Below are 21,102 nucleotides of genomic sequence, written 5' to 3'. Positions count from 1 at the left end.
GTCGCCTGACGGGTGATGCCGACCGCCAGTTATGTGCTTGTCGTATGTCGCGCGCTTGTGCCAGCGAGCGCGAACGGTCCAAGCACATCACATAACGCACGCGGTCCGTCACCGTTCGTCTGGAATTGACCGAAAGCGGAAGGGGGAGCTCCGAGCGGGTGAGGGTGAGGGTGAGGGGCGTCGGCTCAGACGAGCCGTACCGGCTTCTCGGGGCGTATGCCCTGCCGGGTCAGCCACAGGCGGAGGGCCGCGGCATCGCCGTCCTCGACCAGGATCAGGACCTGGGGGGACAGGTCGGTGACTCGGGCACCGCCGAGGAGGAGGGTCGGGCCGTCGAGCCAGTCGAGCCCGGGGACGGCTCCCGCGGTGTCCATCGCCGCGCAGCAGACCATCGCGGTGATGTGGTCGGCGAGCAGCTCACGGGCGGTGCGCGGGGGCTGGAGAGGGAAGAGGGGGAGCGCGTGGTCGTCCCCGGGGACGGCCGGGCCGGGAGTGCCGGCGCCTTCCGGGTGGGGGGAGGCGGCGGCCGCCGCCTCCTCGCGGGCCAGCTCGGCACTCAGGCGGCCGGCCAGGGCGGCACTGCGGGCGGTGGTGCCCGTCAGGTCCTCGTCGTCCGGGGCGGGAGGCACCGGGGACGCGGGAGCCACGGGGGGCACGGCGGCCGCGGGGAGTGCGGAGGCCGCTGCGGGCGGGGCCGACGGGGTGAGTGAGGTGGGCTTCGTGGGCGGGACCGGTGCCGCGGGTGCCGGTGGTTCGGCGTGGGCCGCCGCCGGCTTCACGAGTGCCGGTGTCTCCCTGGGCGCCGGTGCCTCCGCGAGCGCCGTTGGCTGCGGTGTTCGCGCGGGGGCCCGTCGGGTGGTCAGGTGAGCGAGGACGCGGGTGAGGGTCGGGGCGTCGGGGGCCGGGGGCTCACCGGCGGTGGGGGGCTCCTGCAGAGCGTCCAGGACGCGGTGGAGGCGGGCGGCGTCGGTGCGCCACTTGCGGTCGACGACCTCCTCCGGGTAGTCGTCCCAGTGCACCGGCGACCAGTCGGGGCCGGTCTCCGCGGGGCCGCCGTGGAAGAGGCGGGCGGCGAGGAGGGAGGTGGCCTCGTCCATCGCACCGGGCTCCTCGAGCAGGTCACAGGCGGGACGCTCGCCGAGGCGGGAGGCGAAGCCCTCCGCCAGCCGGTCCCTGCGGGACAGCTCGGTGAGCGCCGCCACCACTCCGGCATTGAGCCGCGAGGGCCAGCGGCCCATCCGCCAGGCGGGCAGCGCCACCCGGGTGAGCAGCCGGTCCCAGCCCGCGTACGCCAGGCCCACCTGCTCCTGGGCGACGATCCGCACCCCGTAATCCACAGCCTGTGCACGCTCGGCCGCCGCCGCGGCGACCCCGCGCTCCATCTCGGCGGCGTGCCCCCGGCACCCGCGCAGCAGCAGACGGGCGACCCAGCCGACGCCCGCGAACACCCCCCTGGACAGCGGCCCGCGTCGGGGCGCCGAGGTCACGGCCACCGCGGCGTCCAGGCCCCGCACGAAACGCCGGGCGGCGGCTATGTCCGGGTGCGCCGACGGTCCCGTACCGGCGACGACCGGGGCGAGCACCGCGCGCAGCTCGCCCACCCGCATCCACCACAGGAACGGGGAGCCGATCACCAGCACGGGCGCGGCGGCCCCGACGCGCGGGGGCTGTCCCGCGCCCGCTATGTCGTCGTGCTCCTCGGGGGGCGGGGGGCGGCCGTGGGCCGGGTGGGTGCGGTCCTCCAGCCAGCTGTCGCAGTCGGGTGTGAGCGCTATCGCGGAAGGGGCGGGAACGTCGAGCCGCTCGGCGAGGTCGCGCACCATCCGGTACAGGTCGGGCGCCGCTTCCTCGGCGATCGGCACCGTCGGGCTCATCGCGGGCCTGGCCCGGGCGACGAGCAGGGAGACACCGGCGGCGACGAGCAGCACGAGCGCCGCGACCGGGGTGAGAAGGCTCCGGGCCAGGTCCCAGCCGGCGCCCGGCAGATGGCCGGTGGAGCCGCCGACGAGCAGGATCACGGCGCCGGCGGCCGGCAGCAGCGCGACGGCCAGTGCCCGGCCGCGGATCCGCAGCACGGCCAGCGCGCGCGACCGCGCGGCCTGCGCGCCCGACTCCACTCCCATTCCGCTTCCGCTCATGGCCCGACCTCACCCCCTCACGGCGGTCCCGACGCTGTCCTGGCGTTGCTCACTCCCCCACTGTGGCACCCGCCGCCGACATCGCAATGCCGATGGGCCAAGTGCCGGAACGCTTGCGCGGCACCCTAGTTGGGGCTCCGGCCCTCGTCAGCCGGATAGCGCATCGCTCACTCGATGGAATGGCTTTGGGGAAAGGTGGATGACGTACGGCAAGGGTCAGGCCCCGGATCCTGAGACGGATCCGGGGCCTGCGGGGTTCATCGGCGCCGGAGGGGCCGGGCGCCGGAGGGGCCGGTGCTCCGGCCGGCTACGCGTCCCGCGCTTCCGTCGCCGCCTTCGCCGCGATGTCGGTCCGGTGCCGGGAGCCGTCGAGGCCGATGCGGGTGACCGCGCGGTAGGCGCGCTCGCGGGCCTCGGTGAGGTCCTTGCCGGTCGCCGTGACGGACAGCACGCGTCCGCCCGCGCTGACGATCACGTCGCCGTCGCGCTTCGTCCCGGCGTGCAGGACGTACGCGTGCGGGGCGTCCCGGTCGGCGACCTCGTCCAGGCCGGTGATCGGGTCTCCGGTGCGCGGGGTGCCGGGGTAGTTGTGCGAGGCGACGACCACGGTGACCGCGGCCTCGTCGCTCCAGCGCATCGGCTCCAGGTGGGCGAGGTTGCCGGTGGCGGCGGCCATCAGCACGCCGGCCAGCGGGGTCTTCAGCCGCGCCAGGACCACCTGGGTCTCGGGGTCGCCGAAGCGTGCGTTGAACTCGATCACGCGGACACCGCGCGAGGTGATCGCGAGACCGGCGTAGAGCAGGCCGGAGAACGGCGTGCCGCGGCGCCGCATCTCGTCCACGGTCGGCTGGAGCACGGTCTCCATGACCTCGTCGACCAGTTTGGGGTCGGCCCAGGGCAGCGGGGAGTACGCCCCCATGCCGCCGGTGTTCGGGCCCTCGTCGCCGTCCAGCGCGCGCTTGAAGTCCTGGGCGGGCTGGAGCGGCACGACCGTCTCGCCGTCGGTGATCGCGAAGAGGGAGACCTCGGGCCCGTCGAGGAACTCCTCGATGACCACGCGCTCACAGGCGCCGGCGTGCGCCCGGGCCGCCTCGATGTCGCCGGTGACGACGACGCCCTTGCCGGCGGCGAGTCCGTCGTCCTTGACGACATACGGTGCGCCGAACGCGCTGAGCGCCGCGTCGACCTCCTCGGACGTCGTGCAGACGTAACTGCGGGCGGTGGGCACCCCGGCCCCCGCCATGACGTCCTTGGCGAAGGCCTTGGAGCCCTCGAGCCGTGCGGCCTCCTTGGAGGGGCCGAAGACCGGGATGCCCGCGTCGCGCACGGCGTCGGCGACACCGGCCACGAGGGGCGCCTCCGGGCCGACCACGACGAGGTCCGCGCCGAGCCGCGTGGCCAGCTCGGACACGGCCGCGCCGTCGAGGGCGTCGACCAGGTGCAGCTCGGCGACCTCGGCGATGCCGGCGTTGCCGGGGGCGCAGTACAGCGCGGAGACATCGGGGTCGAGGGACAGGGAGTGGCACAGGGCGTGTTCGCGGGCGCCGCTGCCGATGACGAGGACCTTCACGGGGTCAGCCTAGCGGGAGACGCCGGCTTCGCTTTGTGCGGGCCTCCGAAGGAGTGAGACCGCAGCGTTCGTACGTTCCTCCGGATACGGAGGGGGAGGCACGGAGGGGGCCGGGGGCGATGGGGTGGGGTCCGTAGGGGTGTGAGGTCCGTAGGGGTGGGGTGCGAAGGAACGAAGGCGCGAGGAGGCGCGAGGGACGAAGGCGCGGGTCGCCGCCTCCGGCGGCAGGCTTCCCGGCCTAGTCGTTCTGGAACTCCTCGACGACCGTCGCGCCCAGCTCACGGACGAGCAGTTCCTGCCCGGAGAGGGCGGACTCGTCCAGGTCGGGGTCGTCGTCCTCGGGGATGTCGTCCTCGGGGGAGACGGGTGGCGGCGGCTCGGGAGCGGACGGGCGGGGTGCCGGGGCGGGAGCCGCCGCAGTGCCGCCCGCCGGCTGCGCGAGGGCGGACGGAGCGGGCGCGGCCGGCGCCTGGGGCGCGGAAGGACGCTGGCCACCGCCACCGCCATAACCTCCACCGCCGTAGCCTCCACCGCCGTAGCCTCCACCGCCGCCGCCGTTGCGGCCGCCGGGCGGTCCGGCCGGGGCGGATGCCGTCGCACCACCACCGGAGGGATCGACGACCGCCTCGATCTTCCACTGCACGTTGAACTGCTCGGCCAGCGCCTGCCGAAGTACGTCCTCGCTGCCGCTGCTGACGAAGTTGTCCCGCGCGCCCGCGTTCACGAAGCCGATCTGGAGGGTGGCTCCGTCGAAGCCGGTCACCTGGGCGTTCTGGCTGAGCAGGATCCAGGTGAACCGGCGACGGTTCTTGACCGACTCCAGGATGTTCGGCCAGAGCGTGCGGGGGTCGAGACCACCGGCGCCACCCGGGGGCGGGGGCGCGTGCGTGGGAGCCGACGGCGCAGGCGCCGGGGCAGCCTGGGGCACGGCCGGCGCGGAAGGTGCGGACGCGGCCGGCGGCTGTCCGCCACCCGCCGGGGCGGCCGTGGGCCAGCCGCCCGGTCGGCGGCCGCCACCACCACCGGCGGAGGCGGCGGTGGGCCAGGCACCGGGAGCGGTGGGCGCGGCCGGAACCTCGGGCGGGGCCGGGACGGCCGCCGCCGGCTGAGCAGGAGCAGGAGCGGGTGAGGGAGCAGGCGCAGGAGCGGGCGAGGGAGGGGAAGCGGGCGTGGAGGGTGCCGGGGCGGCTGCCGGACCCGGGGGCCGTACCGCGGCCCGCGCGGCGGCGGCACCGCCTCCCTGCGGCACGGAGCCCAGCCCCTGACCGTGCCCTGCCGGTGCTCCCCCGTGGGTCTCCGGCCCGGGTACGTACCCCACGGCGGGCATACCGGCGGCGCCGGCGCCCGCGGAGAAGTGCACGCCGCGCTCGATCCGGTCCAGGCGGGCCATGACCGAGCGCTCGTCGCCGTAGGCGGCGGGGAGCAGCACGCGCGCGCAGATCAGCTCCAGCTGGAGGCGGGGCGCTGTGGCACCGCGCATCTCGGTGAGCCCCTCGTTGACGAGGTCGGCGGCGCGGCTGAGCTCCGCGGCCCCGAAGGTGCCGGCCTGGGCCTGCATCCGCTCGATGACGTCGGCGGGGACGTCGATGAGCCCCTTCTCGGCGGCGTCCGGTACGGCGGCGAGGATCACCAGGTCCCGCAGCCGCTCCAGCAGGTCCGCGACGAACCTGCGCGGATCGTTGCCGCCCTCGATCACCCGGTCGACGACCTCGAAGGCGGCGGCGCCGTCACCGGTCGCGAAGGCCTCGACGACGGAGTCGAGCAGCGAGCCGTCCGTGTACCCGAGCAGGGAGGTGGCCATGGCGTACGTCACGCCGTCCGCGCCGGCACTGGCGAGCAGCTGGTCCATGACGGACATCGAGTCACGCACGGACCCGGCGCCGGCCCGCACCACGAGCGGCAGCACGCCGTCCTCGACGGGGATGTCCTCCTTCTGGCACACCTGGCCGAGGTAGTCCCGCAGGGTGCCGGGCGGCACCAGCCGGAACGGGTAGTGGTGCGTACGCGACCGGATCGTCCCGATGACCTTCTCGGGCTCGGTGGTCGCGAAGATGAACTTCAGATGCTCCGGGGGCTCCTCGACGACCTTGAGCAGGGCGTTGAAGCCCTGCGGGGAGACCATGTGGGCCTCGTCGATGATGTAGATCTTGTAGCGGCTGGAGGCGGGCCCGAAGAAAGCCTTCTCGCGCAGGTCACGGGCGTCGTCCACACCACCGTGGGAAGCGGCGTCGATCTCGATCACGTCGATCGAACCGGGTCCGTTGCGCGCGAGGTCCTGGCAGGACTGGCACTCCCCGCACGGCGTCGGCGTGGGCCCCTTCTCACAGTTCAGGCACCGCGCCAGGATGCGCGCGCTGGTCGTCTTGCCGCATCCGCGCGGACCGCTGAACAGGTACGCGTGATTGACCCGGTTGTTCCGCAGCGCCTGCTGCAACGGGTCGGTGACATGCTCCTGCCCGATGACCTCGGCGAACGACTCCGGGCGATAGCGGCGGTACAGCGCGAGAGACGACACGCATACGAGGTTATAGGCGCCCACCGACAACCGGCCCCGCGCACCGGAGGGGCCCGGGCGGACGCCGGGCGGGGCATGACACCCGCGCCGTCCCGCCGGGAAACGCAAGCGCCCCCCACGCACCCGCCAGAGCCGACCTACCCTTGCTGCCTTCCGGCCCTGGGGGAGTTCAGTCAGATAGCGCCGCGTGAGGGGCTACGCAGAGGCTACCCCATGTCGCGGGCGGGGAACGAGTTCGCGAGCACTCCTCTCGGTCATGTAATGTTCCCACCGGAGGATTCGCCTAGAGGCCTAGGGCGCACGCTTGGAAAGCGTGTTGGGGGCAACCCCTCACGAGTTCGAATCTCGTATCCTCCGCCAGTGCCTCACCGGGCACGATGTCGAAGGGCCCCACCGCTTGCGGTGGGGCCCTTCGACATGCGTGGTTGCAATTCTGGTTGCCGTTGCCGTCGATCGCGGGCACCGCTCGGTCTCACTCGGATCCGGGTGAGGCCCTTCACACCTGGAAGGACGCGCACGGTTCCCCGTTCCGGAGCAGGTCGAGGACGCCCGGCTCCTCGTCGGCGAAGATGCGGCGCCGTCGGACTGCTCGGAGCCGCGATCGCGGTTTCCGCCGTCGTATGCAGGCGTCGGGCACCAGCGGCTGCACTCCCGAACTCCGCGACCGCAACCGGTCGATTCCCCCATATACCAACGAGTTCCACGCCGCCCTCGTGCTCGCCCCCGGGCACATCGGACAGCGTCACACCGACCGGTCGAGGACCGGGTTCCGTCTGAGTACAGACGCTCAGACGCCATGGTGGCCAATACGGAGGGGCACGTGATGCATGCGCGTTACGGTACGTCTCGGCCACCACAGCGCTGCGGTCACAAGTTCACATCCACTCGACGACGCACGATCAGGACACGGGGAGGGACCACGCATGGCGTGGGAGGAATGGGAGCAGCTCAAGGTCGCAGCGGCCGAGCGGCACACCACGCAGATGCAGCTCGACCAACTGCCCGCCGACCAAGGCAGCACCGGCTCCGGTGGCAGTGGCGGCGGCGTCCTCAATCTGAGGTCCGACAGGGCGGCGTGGACCAAGGCGGGGGAAGGCGTCAAGTCGTTACGGGAGGGCCTTGGCAGGGCGTGGGTGAAGGCGGAGTTGGGCCAGACGGGGCTCGGGAAGGGATCCGGGTGCCTGACCGCGGTGGCCCAGCAGGACGTCTATGACTCCTGGAAGCGCTATGTCAAGGACATGAGCGAGGTGTGCGACGGGCTTGCCGGCGTACTGGAGAAGGCGGGCAACGACCAGCTACGGACCGACGAGGCCGTCAAGGCCGAGATCGCCAAGCTGAGGACCGAGTACTACGAGGACACGCCCGCCGGTGGCCAGGCCAAGGGGCGGTGACCCGCAGACATGGACCACCTGACGCTCAAGGCCCTCAAGCCGACCGAGTACGCGGAGGCAGCGGACGGGTATCGCGCGGTCAGCGGCATGGCCAACGCGGCCATGGACCGCATCGACAAGCAGATCACCACGGCCATGCAGAAGGCCAACGAGGGCGAGGCCGCGGACGCGGCACTCAAGCAGCTGCGGAAACTGTCGGAGAATTTCCACTACACCCAGGTCGAGTGCGGCCTGATCACTGGAGCTCTCGATGGCTTCTCGTCCGAGATCACCGCTCCTAAGCGGCGTCTGACTGAGGCACTGGACGATGCGGCAGCGCTCGCATACACCGTCAACGAGGACGGCACCATCACGTATCCCGCCGGCGGTAAGAACGAGCTCACTGGTGAGCCGATCCCCGGCGGCACAGTCCTGGGCAACAACGGCCTGATCACCGGCAACGACACAGGCTTTCAATCACCGGGGCTGGTGCCGAACAATCCCCGGTTCAAGAACCCGAACCCGCACCATGCCAGAGCCGTGGACATCGCCGACCGCATCGCCCACGCCGTACGGGAAGCACAGGAGATCGACGATCGGTACGGCAAGGCGCTGAACAAGCTCAAGGCAGCGCCGGGGCTGGACGTCGGCACCAAGACATGGGCGGACGTAGCATCCGATGTCGATGCTGTGAAATCAGCGGCCAGTGGATACCTCCAGGATCATATCCCGCTGGACAAGTCACCGGCTGACCGCAAAGAGTGGTGGGACAACCTCAGCGATGAGGAGCGCGAGGAGTACAAGACGGCCTTCCCGGAGGTCATCGGCAACTTGGACGGCATCCCGTCGACGGTCCGGGACGAGGCGAACCGGGAGAACATCCACCTCCTCATCGCGCAGCTGGAGGGCCAGCACGACGAGGCGTCCAAAGAAAAGCTCGAAGGACTGAAAGGCATTCAGAACAAGCTCAACGCGGGAAGTCAGCCACCCATGTTTCTCCTGGGTGTCGGTCTCGAGGGGAACGGGAGGGCGATCGTCGCCTACGGAAATCCTGACACCTCGAAGAACGTCTCGGCTTATGCGCCCGGCTTGGGCACCAAACTCGATTCCTAATTTGCCGATGGCACGGTGAAACGCGCCTTCTATACGGCTGTGGAAGCCCAGAAGTTCGATGCATCCTCATCTTCGATCGTATGGCTCGGCTACGATGCACCTCAGTCGATCGATGTGATGACTGTGGACGACGCCGAGCGCGGTGCCCCCGCTTACAACAGCTTCATGGGGGGAATTTCGGCAACCAACGAGAATTCCGATCCTCACATCACCGCCATCGGACATTCCTACGGTTCTCGGCTGGTGGGGGGCGCCACGCAGGAGGCGGGAGGTATTCCTGGCGCTGACGACATCATCCTCGTCGGAAGTCCCGGCGTCGGCGTCGACAAGGCGGAGGACCTGGGTGTGGGAAAGGATCACGTGTGGGTGGGCGCGGCGGAGAACGACATCGTCACCAAGCTCCCTTCGTCGAAGGAAGCTGCGGCAGGAACCATGGGATTCTTCGGGGGAGGGCCGCTTGGCGCGTACCTCGGAGGAGAGGTCGCTGACCAGGGTGACGACGACATCTGGTTCGGCAAGGATCCGGCGAGCAAAGCGTTCGGCGCCAACAGATTCGAGACCCTGCCCGGGCCGGAACTTGTCCAGCCGTCCTTCCCCGACATTTTGAATTCGAAGCTGGACATCGAAGCCCACAGCAATTACTTCTCTCCGGAAGAAGGGAAGGACAAGGTCTCCGCGCAAAACATCGCTGCCATTGTCGCGGGGTACCCGGAATACGTCATAAGGGGGACGCCACGATGAGGGAAAGGGTTGCAGTGGCCGCAGTACTGGCACTGCTTCTTGCCGGATGTGGCACGACGGGTTCCACGTCCTCAAGCAAGGAAAACCAATCGAAGATGAACCTGCAAGAGGCCGCCGACAGGGCGGACAGGATCCTGGACGAGGCGTTTGCGGCCATCAAGCCTCCCGTTGAGTGGACACATCGGTACTCCATGCCGGGTGACTGCTATGTAGACCGTGATCGTGCCGTCATGACGATCATCTCTGCCGAGCGGCGTGGCAGCTTCCTCGGCGTGCTGGAGCGCCACTGGAAGAGCAAGGGTTACAAGCTCGTCGCCACGAGTCCGAACGGGCTCGTGGCCCACTTCAAGACACAGGACGGCTTCCAGCTCGAAGTCCTGATCGGGCCCAACGGCCAAGCCCATCTGAGCGTTACCACCCCGTGTGTGGAGGAGTCCGAGGTTTCTCAGCCGACGAGCAAGCCGAACGGCCCCGACTACTCGAAGCAGGAGTTGCCGGCGCCGAACGTGAAGTCCACGTTCTGGTCGAGCGCCGCACCTCTCTCAAGCTGACGCAGGGGTCCGGAAGCTGAGCGCGGAGGCTTCCCCTCCAGGGCAGTTACCTGGTCGGCGTGGGGCAGGTTGGCGTCCTGGTCGGACTCGGCTTCTCCCGGGCACGCTCGAAGGCGTCCGACGCCGGTCTTGCGTCACGGAGCGCGCGGGCAAGAACCAGGGTGAAGCGCTGCCTCGTGCCGAAGGGTGTGTGCCGACATCCACTCCGAGAAGCGAGAAAGCCTTCCCAGGTCGACATGAGTGCGACCCGATGTCGCGGCCGTCCCTGCACAGCCGCGATTACCGGGTGGTAGCTTCCTCTCGCCGCGCTCTCTTGCGGTTGGCGCGGTCACCTTCAGACACCGATTTTGCCTACGGTACGGAGAGTCCGTCGGGTGACTGCACCTCAGGCCAATGAATGGATCGGCACCGCTCGCAGACCCTTCCGTCACGGCCCCGTCCGCGCTCAAGCCGTTCAGCGCCGTCCACCGCCTGCTCCCGGCCCCGCTCCGCCGCGGGTCGGGGTACCTCTGATCAACGATGCCGAAGGGTCCCGCCGTTCGCGGTGGGACCCTTCGGCGCTGTCCGGCTCAGTGCGGCGCGTGTGCCTGCGGGCCGGTGCACAGGGTGCGGTCCACGAGTCCGCGGACGGCACGCTCGGCCGCGAGCAGCCGCTCGTGGTCGCTGCCGGTGCCGTTGGCGACGACGACGACCGAGCGGCGCCCGTCCGCGGTGAAGCCGGTGCGCACCGTGAACCCCTCCAGGTCCCCGCCATGGCCCCAGGTGCTGTCGCCGCAGGTCAGCGGTTGCCGCATCAGTCCCAGGCCGTACCGCAGGCCGGGAAACCCCACGGCGAGGTCCTTGCCGACGGGCACGGTCCCGCGCATCTCCTCGAGCTGGGCGGGGGGCAGCAGGCGCCCGCCGAGCAGGGCGGCGAAGAAGCGGTCCACGTCGCGTTCGGTGCCGACGAGGGAAGCGCCCGCGTCCGCCCAGGAGACGTTCCTGTCCGTGGTGTCCGTCCAGGCGGCCGAGCCGGGGAACCGGTGGTAGGTGTGCGCGTGCGGCGGCTTCAGGTGCGGGTCGTCGCCCGGGGCGTAGGTGCCGGTCAGGCCGAGCGGGCGGATGATGCGGTCGCGTACCTCCTCGGTCCAGGGCCGCCCGGTCACCTTCTCGACGATCATGCCGGCGAGGACGTATCCCGGGTTGGAGTAGTTCCAGTCGGGCTCGGGGTCGTCGGCCGGTGAGGGCGGGAAGTCCGGCCGGTGACGCATCGCGCCGGCGACCATCTGCTCGGGGCTCACGTGGTCGTATCTCGTCCGCTCGAAGTCGGCCGCGGTGTTCCCGGTGTCCTCCTCGGGGCCGTAGTCGTGGATGCCGCTGGTGTGCTGCAGCAGGTTCCTGACGGTGACGCGGCTGCCGTCGTTGCCGTTGCCGCTCACCACCCCCGGCAGCCAGTGCTCGACGGTGTCGTCCAGGGACAGGCGGCCCTCGGCGACGAGTTGCAGCACCACGGTGGCCACGAACGTCTTGGTGACGCTGCCGATCCTGAACTCCGCCCCGGGCGGCACGGGGCGGCCGGTGTGCAGCTCGGCCTCGCCCGCCCGGGCGTGCACCGTGCGGGCGCCGTCGCGCACCCGCACCGTGATGCCGACGAACCCGCCCTCCCGAAGGACGCGGGCCGTCTCGCGTTGGAGCTGCCGTGAGGTGAGCCGGCCGGCTGCGGAGGCCGCTGGGGCCGGGTGGGCCTCGGGGGCCGCTGGGGCCGGGTGGGAGGCTGCCGCGGCACCCGGCGCGAGGGCCGTGGACGCGACGGCGACAGCGAGCACGGCGGCGGTGGCGAGCCGGGCCCGCGAGGTCTTCACTGTTGCCTTCATGCGCTCCCACTCTGCCGGGGCGGAGCGGCCACGCCCATGGAGGCAGCCTCCGGAGCCGGGGTGGGGATACCTCCCGGCCCGGGCCCGTGAGGCCGGCGACACCGGGGGTCTTGACTCAGGCGCAGCAGTCGGCCCCGGGGCGGCAGCCGCAGCCCTCGGCACCGGCCTCGGCACCGGGCGGGGAGGCCGGTGCGCCGGGAACCGCGCAGCAGCCCTCGCCCCGCCAGGCGTCGCGGCCCTCCTTCACCGCGATGCCGGCGATGGCCAGGGCGGCGATCGGGTCGGCCCAGGACCAGCCCAGGGCGGCGTTGAGGACCAGCCCGGCCAGCAGGACGGCGGAGAGGTACGTGCACAGCAGGGTCTGCCGGGAGTCGGCGACCGCGCTCGCCGAGCCGAGTTCGCGTCCGGCACGGCGCTGGGCGGCGGACAGGAACGGCATCACGGCCAGGGAGAGCGCCGCGAGGACGATGCCGGGTACGGAGCCTTCGGCGTCACCGGGCCCGGCCAGCGCCCGTACGGCGTCGATGGCGACGTAGGCGGCCAGGGTGTGGAAGGAGACGGCGATGATCCGTAGCGTGATCTTCTCGCGCGCCTGCCGTACGGCGTCGTCACGCGCCGAGAACTGCCAGGCGACCGCGGCGGCCGAGGACACCTCGATCACGGAGTCCAGGCCGAAACCGATCAGGGCGGTGGAGGAGGCGAGGGTGCCGGCGGTGAGGGCTGCGGTCGCCTCGACGACGTTGTAGGTGATGGTCGCGGCGACCAGCAGCCGTATCCGGCGGGTCAGCACGTCCCGGCGGGCCGGACCGCCGCCGGGCGCCGGGGAGATCTCCGCGGCCATGGTCAGCAGCACCCCTGCGCGTCGGCGTCCGGGCAGGTCCGGCCGGTCTCGACGGCGACCACGGCGGTGCGCAGGTCGTCGAGCGCGTGACCGAGGCGGGCGTCGGCGAGTTCGTAGCGCGTGCGGCGCCCGTCGGGGACGGTGACGACGAGGCCGCAGTCGCGCAGACACGCCAGGTGGTTCGACAGCCGGGTGCGCGAGACGCCGAGGGTGTCGGCGAGATCGGCCGGGTAGGCGGGAGCCTCCCGCAGCGCGAGCAGGATGCGGCAGCGGATCGGATCGGCGAGCGCGCGCCCGAACCGGACCAGCACCTCGATGTCCGGGACAGTGGTCGGCATGCCACGACAGTACAGGAAATTGTGAATTCAAGAAAATCTGAATGGACAGGCTCACGTCAGCGGGTGATGCGCACCTCTCGGGTCTCGCTCACCTGGTCCAGTTCGGAGACCCTGATCGTCAGCTTCATCGTCCAGGTGCCCTCGAGGGGGAGGTTGAGGTCGTTGGCGGCCCAGTAGCCACCGCGGTCGGTGATCTTCGCGTCGATGGGTCCGATGTCCTTGGCGGCGAGGGTGAAGGAGAGGCGGAGTTCCGGCACGAAGGTCAGTCCGCCGTCGGGGCCGAAGACCACCGCCTGGAGGCCGTTCTCGCCCACCCGGCCCGGGTCCATGGCGATCTGGACCGTCCCCCGGCCGCCGGGCGTGCCGATGTCGTAGGGGATCGTGAACGCCGACGCCCCGGGGAGCCCGGCCACCTGCGGGCGGGGGGCCTTCGCCGCCTCGGACTCCGCGCGGGCGGGGAGGGTGCCGGTCAGCACCGTGGTGATCAGCAGGACGACGACGGCCACGGCCGCTTCGGCCAGGACGGACCGGCGCAGGGCCCGGCGACGGAGGTCCGGGTCCGGCGAGTGGGTGCCGGGGCCGGACGGGTCCGGCTGTGGTGCCGGGCCGGGCGCTCCCGCCGGTTCCAGGGCCCGTGTCCGGACCTCCGCCTCCGCCTCCACCGGTGTCCTGGCCGTCGCCAGGGCGGTCGTCCAGCGGCGTGACAGGGCCGCCGCCGACAGCAGGAGGACCGTCGCGGCGAGCTTCACCGTGAGGACGCGGCCGTACGACGAGTCGGTGAGCGCGCTCCAGGAGCCCAGGCCGCGCCAGGACTGGTAGAGGCCGGTGACGACGAGGACGGTCACCGAGCAGAGGGCCAGGCGGGAGAAGCGGGTGACCGTGGCCACCGGCGGCGGGGTCTTCGCGCGGCAGAGGGTGAGGAGCAGGGCCGTCAGGCCGCCGAGCCAGCACGCCGTCGCCAGCAGGTGGAGGACGGACGAGGCCATCGCCACCGGTACCTGGATCCCGGCGGAGGCGTGTTCGGCCGCCGCCCAGGTCAGGGCCAGGGCGACGGCCAGGGCGGCGCCCGCCGCCAGACGGGCCGGGGGCGTACGGCCGTCCGGTGCGCGGTACCGGGCCGACCGTGACAGGACCGCCGCCGCCGGCAGGAGCAGGACCAGCCGGACCAGCAGGGCGAGGCCGGGGCGGCCGGTGAGGGTGCGGGCTGCGGCGGAGGGGTCGAGGGCGGTGCCCGGCGCCGTACCGGTCTCGTAGGGGGCGCGCAGCACGAGCAGGGCGACCGTGGCCGTCAGCAGGGTCCACCAGCCGGTGAGCAGCGCCGCCCGCAGCGGGGCGGTGTCCGGTGGACGGCACAGCCCCGCGAACGCCGCCGTGCCGATCAGCAGCGCGGCGGCGATGTACGCCAGATAGCGGCCGGTGTCGTAGAGGCTCGCGGTGACCGGGTGCTCGTCGGGGGTCGCGGGCACCGCGGGCGGAGTGGGCGAGGGTTCGCCGACGGAGAAGGTGAAGGCGCCGGAGACCGGGTGGCTGTCGGCGGAGACCACCCGCCAGGCCACCGTGTAGGTGCCGTCGGCGAGGCCGCCGGGCAGTTCGGTGCGGGCGGTGTCGGAGGCGCCGTCCGCGTGCTGCGGCCCGCCCAGGGGGACCCGGCGGTTGTCGGGGCCGTAGATACGGAAGGAGTCCTCGAGCAGGCCGACGGACTCCGTGAAGGTCAGGGTGATGTGCCGGGGCGCGGACTCGACGACGCTCTTGTCCTCGGGGTCCGTGCCGCGCAGGGCGGCGTGGGCGCTCGCCGGGGCCGCGCCGCCGAGGAGGAGCAGCACCAGGGTGGCGCCCAGCGACAGCAGTCCCCGGAGCCGCCGCCTCCCGCGACCGCGCTCCCGACCGTCACCGCGCTCCCGGCCGCGATCACGCCCGGGTCCACGGCCGTCGCCGCGCTCCCGGACCCGGCCACGACCGGGACCGCCTCCGCGGTCGCCCGCCGCCCCGCTGTGCCGCCGCTCCACGTCGTACCCGCCTCCCGGCCGTCCGGCTACGGGTTACGTACGGACGGCGGACCGGGCGTGCTCACCGCCGGGTGGAAGTCGGGGGGACCCGGCCGGCCCCGGCGCCGGGATCACCAGGTGGGCCGGGCCGAGACCCCTCCGTCCACCACCAGGTCGTGGCCCGTCACCCAGGACGCCATCCGGGAGGCCAGGAAGACGCAGGCGTCGCCGACGTCCTCCGCGCGGCCGAGCCGGCCCACGGCGGACGCCTGCCGCCAGCGGTGCACGCCCTCCGGCCAGGCGTCGGCCAGGCCCTCCCGGTCGATCAGGCCGGGCGAGACCGTGTTGACGCGCACGCCCCACGGGCCGTACTCCAGGGCCGCCGAGCGGGCGTGCATCACCACCGCCGCCTTGGAGGCGCAGTAGTGGGCGTGGGCGTGCGCGGGGCTGTGCGCCTCGACCGAGGCGATGTGGGTGACGGAGCCGCCGCCCCCGTCCCGCATGAGCCGCGCCGCCGCCTGGGTGCAGGCGAAGACGCCGGTGAGGTTGGTGTCCACGACCGTGCGCCACTCGGCCGCGGTCATGTCGGCGAGTTCCCGGACGGGCTGGACGCCCGCGTTGTTGACGAGCGCGGTCAGCCGGCCCCCGCCCCACTCGGCGGCCTCGGCCACCAGGCGGTGGCAGGCGTCCTCGTCGGTGAGGTCGGCGCGCAGGACGACGGCCTCACCGCCCGCCGCGCGGATGCGGTCGGCGGTGCCCTGCGCGGACTCCACCGACGTGCGGCAGTGCAGCGCGACGGCCGCGCCCTCCTCGGCGAACCGCTCCGCGATGCCCCGGCCGATGCCGCCGCCCGCGCCGGTGACGAGGGCGACCTGCCCCCGGAGCAGACCCTGCCCGCTCACGGGCGGCCCAGTTCCGCGATCAGCGCCGCCCGGTCCGGGTAACGCGCGGCCAGTTCCGCCGGGTCGCCGTGTTCGTAGCCCTCGTAGGTGAAGCCGGGCGCCATGGTGCAGCCGAAGAGCGTCCAGGAGCCGCCGGCCGTCACCCGCGCCGCCATCCAGGTGCCGGCGGGGATGGTGAGCTGGACGTGCTGGCCGCCGAGGATGTCCGGACCCAGCACGGGTGTGCGGGAGGTGCCGTCCGGGGCGAGGAGGAGGAACTCGAGCGGGTCGCCGAGGTAGAAGTGCCAGATCTCGTCGGTGGGCAGACGGTGCAGGGCGGAGTAGTCGCCGGGGGCGTCGGTGAGCAGGACGACGATGGCGGTGCCCTCGGGCGCGCCGTCCGGCCGTTCGGGTCCCGCCCAGGTCTGCCGGAACCGTCCGCCCTCGCGGGGGATCGGCTCCAGTCCGTAATGGGCAACGATCTCGTCAGGGGTCACCCGCCGAAGGCTACATCCCTTGTGAGGAAAGCGAGTTGGGCTTTCTTTTGCGGGAGGTACACGTCGGGCAGGTCGACCTCCGGCAGGTCGACCGCGGGGCCCACGGTGAAGCCCTGCCGCAGGAAGCGGGCGATCGCCTTCTCGTTGGCGACGTCCGGGTCGACCACGACCCGCCGGCGGTCCAGGCCCAGCAGGACGAACGAGGTGAGGGCGGCCAGCAGCCCCCTCGTCCAGCCGGAACGCGCCCCGTCCGGCCCGGCCGGGGCGAGCAGCAGGTGGACGCCGATGTCGCCGGGCTCGACGGGATAGCACTCGCCGACGCGGTCGGCCGCGGGTTCGTAGGTCTGGAACAGCGCGGCCGGTTCGCCGTCCTTGAGGACGAGGTAGGCGTGGTGGGTGTCGAGGGTGTCCAGGTGGGCGTAGATCTCGGCGACCTGCGGTTCGGTGAGCCCGTTCATGCCCCAGAAGGCGGCGCGTTCCCCGCTCACCCAGTGGTGCAGGAGGGGCGCGTCGGCGGTCGGGTCCAGCGGCAGCACGCGTACGGAGCCGAAGCCGTCGACGTGCTGCTCGTGAACGGCCGTGCGGGCGGCGTACGGGTCGGACATCGCTCTCCTCGTCGGTCGTTCACGGGTACCGCGCCTCGGCGGTTCGCCGGTCTCGGGAGCCGGGCGTCCGCCGTCGGTCCCGGGGGCCGGGCGTTGGGTGGGACCGGGGGCCGGGCGGTCGCCGCCGGTCCCGGTGGTGGGCTCGGGGGCCGGGCGGGGTGCAGCGGTGGTACGCCGGGGCGCGTCGGCCTGCCTGTGCAGCCGGTCCCAGTCGGTGACGACCGGGGCGAGGTCGCCCGCGGCCCACAGGGGCTGCTGGTCGCGGTGGTGGGGGGAGCCGGGGACGCCCGAGGTGCCCAGCGGCACCACCCAGCGGCTGTCCTCGCGGCGGGCCAGGTCCCAGACGTAGCGGGCGGCGGGGCCGCGCGCGGCGAGGTCGGTGAGGCCGGGCACGGGGGAGGTGCACAGCACGCAGTCGTGGTCGCCGGACAGGCCGGGTTCGTCGTACGGCGTGGCGGGCGGCAGGGCACGCCAGGGCGCCAGGCGGTGGGTGTCGCCCCAGGTGCCGGCGGGCGGCCGGGCGGCCACCTCCTCCAGCGCGGCGCGTACCTCCGCCGGGCGGTCGACGCCGTACAGCCGCGGCGCGCGCAGGAGGTGTTCGAGGGCGAAGCCGACGCGCGGGACCAGGGCGAGCCAGGGCAGGAACACCGCCGGGTACGCGGGCGGCGTGCGCAGCGCGGCGAACGCCGGGTGCGCGGCCAGCCGCCGTACGACCGCGCCGCGCACCGCCGCGTAGGCCGCCGCGTCGGCGCTGTCCGCGTCCATGTGGCGGTTCCAGCGCAGCAGGCGGTCGCGCAGGGCGGCGGCCGGGGCGCTCAGGCCGTCGAGCGCGGCGAGGTGGTCCAGCAGGGCGGCGGCGGAGGCGAGGTGGGTGTCGGTGTGGACGGCCGACATGTCGGTGGCGGACCAGGAGTGCCGCACGGTGAGCAGCGCGGCGATGCGGTCGGCGCGGTGCGGCGGGGCGAACTCGACGCCGAGGGGGGTGGCCGGGCCGCGCTGGTTCGCCATCACGGCGATCCCGTCGGTCAGTCCGGCGCGCGGCGGCTCGTGCCAGCCCCGCCACTCGTGACCGGGCTCCCACGCGGGCACCAGGCGGGTGCGGTTGGCCGTGGAGCGCACCGGGACCCGGCCGGCCACCCGGTGCAGGGTGCCGCCCTCGGTGTCGGCGGCGAGGACCACGTTGACCGGTTCGGCCCACCGTTCGACGGCCGCGTCGACGTCGGCGGCCCGGCGGGCGCGCAGCAGCGGCAGCAGGGCGCCGAAACCGAGGTCGCCGGTGACGCGGGGCGGGTGGCGCAGGGCGATGGCGACCGGGGGCTCGCCGGGCTCGGGCACGCCGTCGTCGAGGCCCTCGGGACCGCCGATGACGACGGGGCCCCGGTCGGTCTCGATGACCTCGACCTCGACCGGCTCCTCGCCCGCCACCTCGATCGTCTCGGTGTGCCGGGCGGCCCGGCGCCACACCCCGTCCGGGCCGAGCGCCTCCACGCCCGCGCCGGTGCGCCGCAGCCGCTCGCGGTAGAGGTCCTGATAGTCGGCCATGGCGTTGGTGATGGCCCAGGCGACCGTGCCGGTGTGGCCGAAGTGGGCGATGCCGGGGACGCCGGGCACGGCGAGGCCGACGACGTCGAACTCGGGGCAGGAGAGGCGGATCTGCTGGTAGACGCCGGGGTCCTCGATGAAACGGTGCGGGTCCCCGGCGATGATCGCGTGCCCGGTGACGGTGCGTTCCCCGGTGACCAGCCAGCCGTTGCTGCCCGCGGTGCCGGGGCCGTCGGTGGCGAACAGGGCGACGGCGTCCGCGCCGAGGTGGGTGCTGACGTGCTCGCGCCAGAGCTTGGCGGGGAAGCCAGCGAAGAGGATGTGGGTGGCGAGCCACACCGCGAGCGGGGTCCAGGGTTCCCAACGACCGGGAGCGAGGCCGGCCCGGACGAACTCGGGGGCGGTGTCGACGGCCGGGGCGGCCGCGCCGCCGGTGTCGCTGTCCGCCGGGTCGGGGAAACCGGCGGAAACGGCGGGACCTGTGGGACCTGTGGGATTTGTGGGACCTGTGGGACCGGCTGGGTCGCCGGGACCGTCGGCGCGGGTCGCGGCGCCGGCGGCACCAGGGGCGGGCGGCGCGGCACCGGCGGGGCCGTGGGCCGGGACAGCCGGGCGGTTCTCGGCCGGCCCGGCCGCATGGCCGGCGGGTGCGCCCGACCGTGGTGCGGGGTCCGCGGACGGTTGCCGCGCGACCGCCTCCCCGGCGGACGCCAGCCCCTCGTTGACTCCGTCCACGTACGCCCGTACCCACCGCGCCGTCTCCGGGTCCCGCCGTTCCAGCGCCGCGAAACAACGGCGTGCCGTGTCGGCCAGGCGTGCGCGGCGGACGAAGCGGTCCCAGGGCAGGGCGTCGGGGCCGAGGAAGGCGGCCGAGGTGCCCTGGGCGCGGTGCCGTTCGACCTCCAGCTGCCAGGCCCGGTCGAGGGCGGTGACCCGGCCCTGGACGCGCGCGAGTGCGTTCGCGTCGTCCGCGCGCAGATGCGGGATGCCCCAGGGGTCCCGGAAGATCTCGCCGTTCACTGCGCCCTCGTTTCACTTTAGGTTAGGCTGCCCTAAGTAGCTTGGCCGTGGCGAAATCGTACGCGAAGGGTGAGGACGTGATGGGGCAGGGGCGGGGTTGGGAGGGCGCGGTCCTCAAGCTGCTGCGGGCGAGGGACTTCTCCTTCACCGTGACGGCGGCCGAGGACGTCACCGCGGACTACCGCCGGGTGCGCTTCACCGACGGCGGAATGCTGGCGACGACCGGCGTCCACCCGACGATGTGGGTGCGGCTGTGGTTCGACAACGCCGGCAGGCCGCACCAGCGGGCGTACACCCTGGTCGACCCGGACCCGGAGGACGGCACCTTCAGCCTCGAGTTCGCACTGCACGAGGGGCGTGCCAGCGACTGGGCCAGGGCGGCGAAGCCCGGGGACACCATCGAGGCGACGGTGCAGGGCACGGGTTTCGAGGAGCCCAGCCCCGCCCCCTCGCACGTCTTCGCGATCGGCGACCCGGCCTCCCTGCCGGCCCTCAACTCCCTGCTCGGAGCGCTGGGTCCGGCGCCCGCGACCGTCTGGTTCGAGGGCAGCCTCGACGGGCTGCCCTGCCGGGCCGAACCGGGCCGGCACGAGGTGCGCGAGGTGCCCCGGCGGGAGGGCGGGGCGGCGCTGCTCGAACGGGTGCGGGCCGATCTGCCCGAGCTGCTGCGGGCCGGCGGGAACCCGTACGTGTGGATCGCCTGCGACACCGCGACCACCCGGGCGCTCTCGGCGTTCGTGCGCAAGGAGCTGGGGGTCCCCAGGCAGCGGACGCACGCGCTGGGGTACTGGCGCGCGAGCTGAGCCGCGCGGCGCGCCCACCGGGGCACGGACGTCGCTGCTCACCTCGCTCAGGCCCCGGCGCCGGCGCGCCGCTCGGCCGCGGCCCGCTCGCCGCCGCCGACCGGCTGCCGCTGGACCGGCGGATCCCGACGGAGCAGGCCTTCGAGGGCGGCACGGCCCGTCCCCCACCAGGACGCCCAGGTCGAGCGCGGGCCCGGTGGAGGTGTGACCGGAGGCGGTCCCCAGGGCTTCCGCGGGGACCGCGGGGCGCTGCCGGGCGCATCGGGAGCGGTGGCCGGCGACGTGGTCCCGCGATCGTTCGTCTCGGACACCCGTTCCCGCTTCGCCCCGTTTTCCGGCACCTTTTCGAGCGTCGCACCGCGTCGCCATGGCTGCGCCCGGAACGTCTTGGCCGGTAGGCTTTCCGTGTGATCTTCAAGCGCATCGGAAACGGCCGGCCGTACCCCGACCACGGCCGGGAGAGCACCCGGCAGTGGGCGGACGTCGCACCGCGCCCGGTCCGCCTCGATCAGCTCGTGACGACCAAGCAGCAACTCGACCTCGAGACCCTCCTCGCCGAGGACTCGACCTTCTACGGCGACCTCTTCGCGCACGTCGTGAAGTGGCAGGGCGACCTGTACCTGGAGGACGGACTGCACCGCGCGGTGCGGGCGGCGCTCCAGCAGCGCCAGGTGCTCCACGCCCGCGTCCTCGAACTGGGCTGACGTCCCTCCGGCGTCCCTGCCACGGGCGGGTTTGG

At 73.1% G+C, this 21,102-nt stretch carries 14 protein-coding genes, 1 tRNA gene, 1 other RNA gene and 1 pseudogene; 6 read left to right on the top strand and 11 right to left on the bottom strand.

Annotated features, from left to right (window positions below):
• Positions 1-185: 185 nt before the first annotated feature.
• The 4 genes from ACF07S_RS15705 to ffs all read right to left on the bottom strand — a co-directional run bounded on the left by ACF07S_RS15705 (position 186) and on the right by ffs (position 6,423).
• A complete protein-coding gene (locus ACF07S_RS15705; RefSeq protein WP_391974380.1) occupies positions 186-2,138 on the bottom strand; it encodes a hypothetical protein in 1,953 nt (650 codons plus the stop codon).
• A gap of 307 nt (positions 2,139-2,445) precedes the next feature.
• Complete coding sequence (gene purD, locus ACF07S_RS15700; protein ID WP_391962512.1) at positions 2,446-3,708, bottom strand: phosphoribosylamine--glycine ligase; 1,263 nt, start codon at positions 3,706-3,708, stop codon at positions 2,446-2,448.
• Positions 3,709-3,946: 238 nt separating this feature from the next.
• A complete protein-coding gene (locus ACF07S_RS15695; protein WP_391974379.1) occupies positions 3,947-6,223 on the bottom strand; it encodes a DNA polymerase III subunit gamma and tau in 2,277 nt (758 codons plus the stop codon).
• A gap of 101 nt (positions 6,224-6,324) precedes the next feature.
• Positions 6,325-6,423: signal recognition particle sRNA small type (gene ffs / locus ACF07S_RS15690), an RNA gene on the bottom strand.
• Between the two features lie 72 nt (positions 6,424-6,495).
• On the opposite strand from ffs, the gene ACF07S_RS15685 reads away from it, so the two are divergent.
• The 4 genes and pseudogenes from ACF07S_RS15685 (at position 6,496) to ACF07S_RS15670 (ending at position 9,998) form a co-directional block, all read left to right on the top strand.
• Positions 6,496-6,583, top strand: a tRNA-Ser gene (locus tag ACF07S_RS15685).
• Positions 6,584-7,146: 563 nt separating this feature from the next.
• The gene (locus tag ACF07S_RS15680) at positions 7,147-7,614 is read left to right on the top strand and encodes a hypothetical protein (RefSeq protein ID WP_391974378.1); all 468 of its coding nucleotides are present in this window, start codon (positions 7,147-7,149) and stop codon (positions 7,612-7,614) included.
• 9 nt (positions 7,615-7,623) lie between these two features.
• Positions 7,624-9,447 (top strand): annotated as a pseudogene (locus ACF07S_RS15675) (alpha/beta hydrolase).
• A gap of 14 nt (positions 9,448-9,461) precedes the next feature.
• Positions 9,462-9,998 (top strand): hypothetical protein, encoded by a 537-nt coding sequence (locus ACF07S_RS15670; RefSeq protein WP_391974377.1) that lies wholly within the window; start codon positions 9,462-9,464, stop codon positions 9,996-9,998.
• Between the two features lie 569 nt (positions 9,999-10,567).
• Here the strand turns inward: ACF07S_RS15670 and ACF07S_RS15665 are convergent.
• The 7 genes from ACF07S_RS15665 to ACF07S_RS15635 all read right to left on the bottom strand — a co-directional run bounded on the left by ACF07S_RS15665 (position 10,568) and on the right by ACF07S_RS15635 (position 19,560).
• Complete coding sequence (locus tag ACF07S_RS15665; RefSeq protein ID WP_391974376.1) at positions 10,568-11,851, bottom strand: serine hydrolase domain-containing protein; 1,284 nt, start codon at positions 11,849-11,851, stop codon at positions 10,568-10,570.
• Positions 11,852-11,966: 115 nt separating this feature from the next.
• The gene (locus tag ACF07S_RS15660) at positions 11,967-12,692 is read right to left on the bottom strand and encodes a cation transporter (RefSeq protein ID WP_391974375.1); all 726 of its coding nucleotides are present in this window, start codon (positions 12,690-12,692) and stop codon (positions 11,967-11,969) included.
• A 2-nt stretch (positions 12,693-12,694) separates the two neighbouring features.
• Complete coding sequence (locus ACF07S_RS15655) at positions 12,695-13,030, bottom strand: ArsR/SmtB family transcription factor (RefSeq protein ID WP_391974374.1); 336 nt, start codon at positions 13,028-13,030, stop codon at positions 12,695-12,697.
• Between the two features lie 56 nt (positions 13,031-13,086).
• Complete coding sequence (locus tag ACF07S_RS15650) at positions 13,087-14,874, bottom strand: copper resistance CopC/CopD family protein (RefSeq protein WP_391974396.1); 1,788 nt, start codon at positions 14,872-14,874, stop codon at positions 13,087-13,089.
• A gap of 272 nt (positions 14,875-15,146) precedes the next feature.
• Positions 15,147-15,917, bottom strand: coding sequence for an SDR family NAD(P)-dependent oxidoreductase (locus ACF07S_RS15645; RefSeq protein WP_391962519.1), 771 nt, complete (start codon positions 15,915-15,917; stop codon positions 15,147-15,149).
• Positions 15,914-16,393, bottom strand: a complete 480-nt coding sequence (locus ACF07S_RS15640; RefSeq protein ID WP_391962520.1) for a cupin domain-containing protein — start codon at positions 16,391-16,393, stop codon at positions 15,914-15,916. The genes ACF07S_RS15645 and ACF07S_RS15640 overlap by 4 nt, the downstream gene beginning before the upstream one ends.
• Positions 16,390-19,560, bottom strand: a complete 3,171-nt coding sequence (locus ACF07S_RS15635; protein ID WP_391974373.1) for a GNAT family N-acetyltransferase — start codon at positions 19,558-19,560, stop codon at positions 16,390-16,392. The genes ACF07S_RS15640 and ACF07S_RS15635 overlap by 4 nt, the downstream gene beginning before the upstream one ends.
• 80 nt (positions 19,561-19,640) lie before the next feature.
• Between ACF07S_RS15635 and ACF07S_RS15630 the strand changes: the two genes are divergently transcribed.
• Together ACF07S_RS15630 and ACF07S_RS15625 are read left to right on the top strand one after the other, a co-directional pair.
• Positions 19,641-20,363 (top strand): siderophore-interacting protein, encoded by a 723-nt coding sequence (locus tag ACF07S_RS15630; RefSeq protein WP_391974395.1) that lies wholly within the window; start codon positions 19,641-19,643, stop codon positions 20,361-20,363.
• Between the two features lie 407 nt (positions 20,364-20,770).
• Positions 20,771-21,067 carry a type II toxin-antitoxin system VapB family antitoxin gene (locus ACF07S_RS15625; RefSeq protein ID WP_003986294.1) on the top strand — a complete coding sequence of 99 codons (297 nt, stop codon included), beginning with the start codon at positions 20,771-20,773 and terminating at the stop codon, positions 21,065-21,067.
• Positions 21,068-21,102: the final 35 nt, after the last annotated feature.

The organism is Streptomyces sp. NPDC016640, assembly GCF_043076215.1.
Lineage (GTDB): Bacteria > Actinomycetota > Actinomycetes > Streptomycetales > Streptomycetaceae > Streptomyces.
This window is presented reverse-complemented; position numbering and strand designations above follow the sequence as displayed.

Coding starts and splice junctions, on each gene's coding strand:
- ACF07S_RS15705 (WP_391974380.1), bottom strand. CDS start 2,138: ATGAGCGGAAGCGGAATGGGAGTGGAGTCGGGCGCGCAGGCCGCGCGG.
- ACF07S_RS15680 (WP_391974378.1), top strand. CDS start 7,147: ATGGCGTGGGAGGAATGGGAGCAGCTCAAGGTCGCAGCGGCCGAGCGG.
- ACF07S_RS15665 (WP_391974376.1), bottom strand. CDS start 11,851: ATGAAGGCAACAGTGAAGACCTCGCGGGCCCGGCTCGCCACCGCCGCC.
- ACF07S_RS15660 (WP_391974375.1), bottom strand. CDS start 12,692: ATGGCCGCGGAGATCTCCCCGGCGCCCGGCGGCGGTCCGGCCCGCCGG.
- ACF07S_RS15655 (WP_391974374.1), bottom strand. CDS start 13,030: ATGCCGACCACTGTCCCGGACATCGAGGTGCTGGTCCGGTTCGGGCGC.
- ACF07S_RS15630 (WP_391974395.1), top strand. CDS start 19,641: ATGGGGCAGGGGCGGGGTTGGGAGGGCGCGGTCCTCAAGCTGCTGCGG.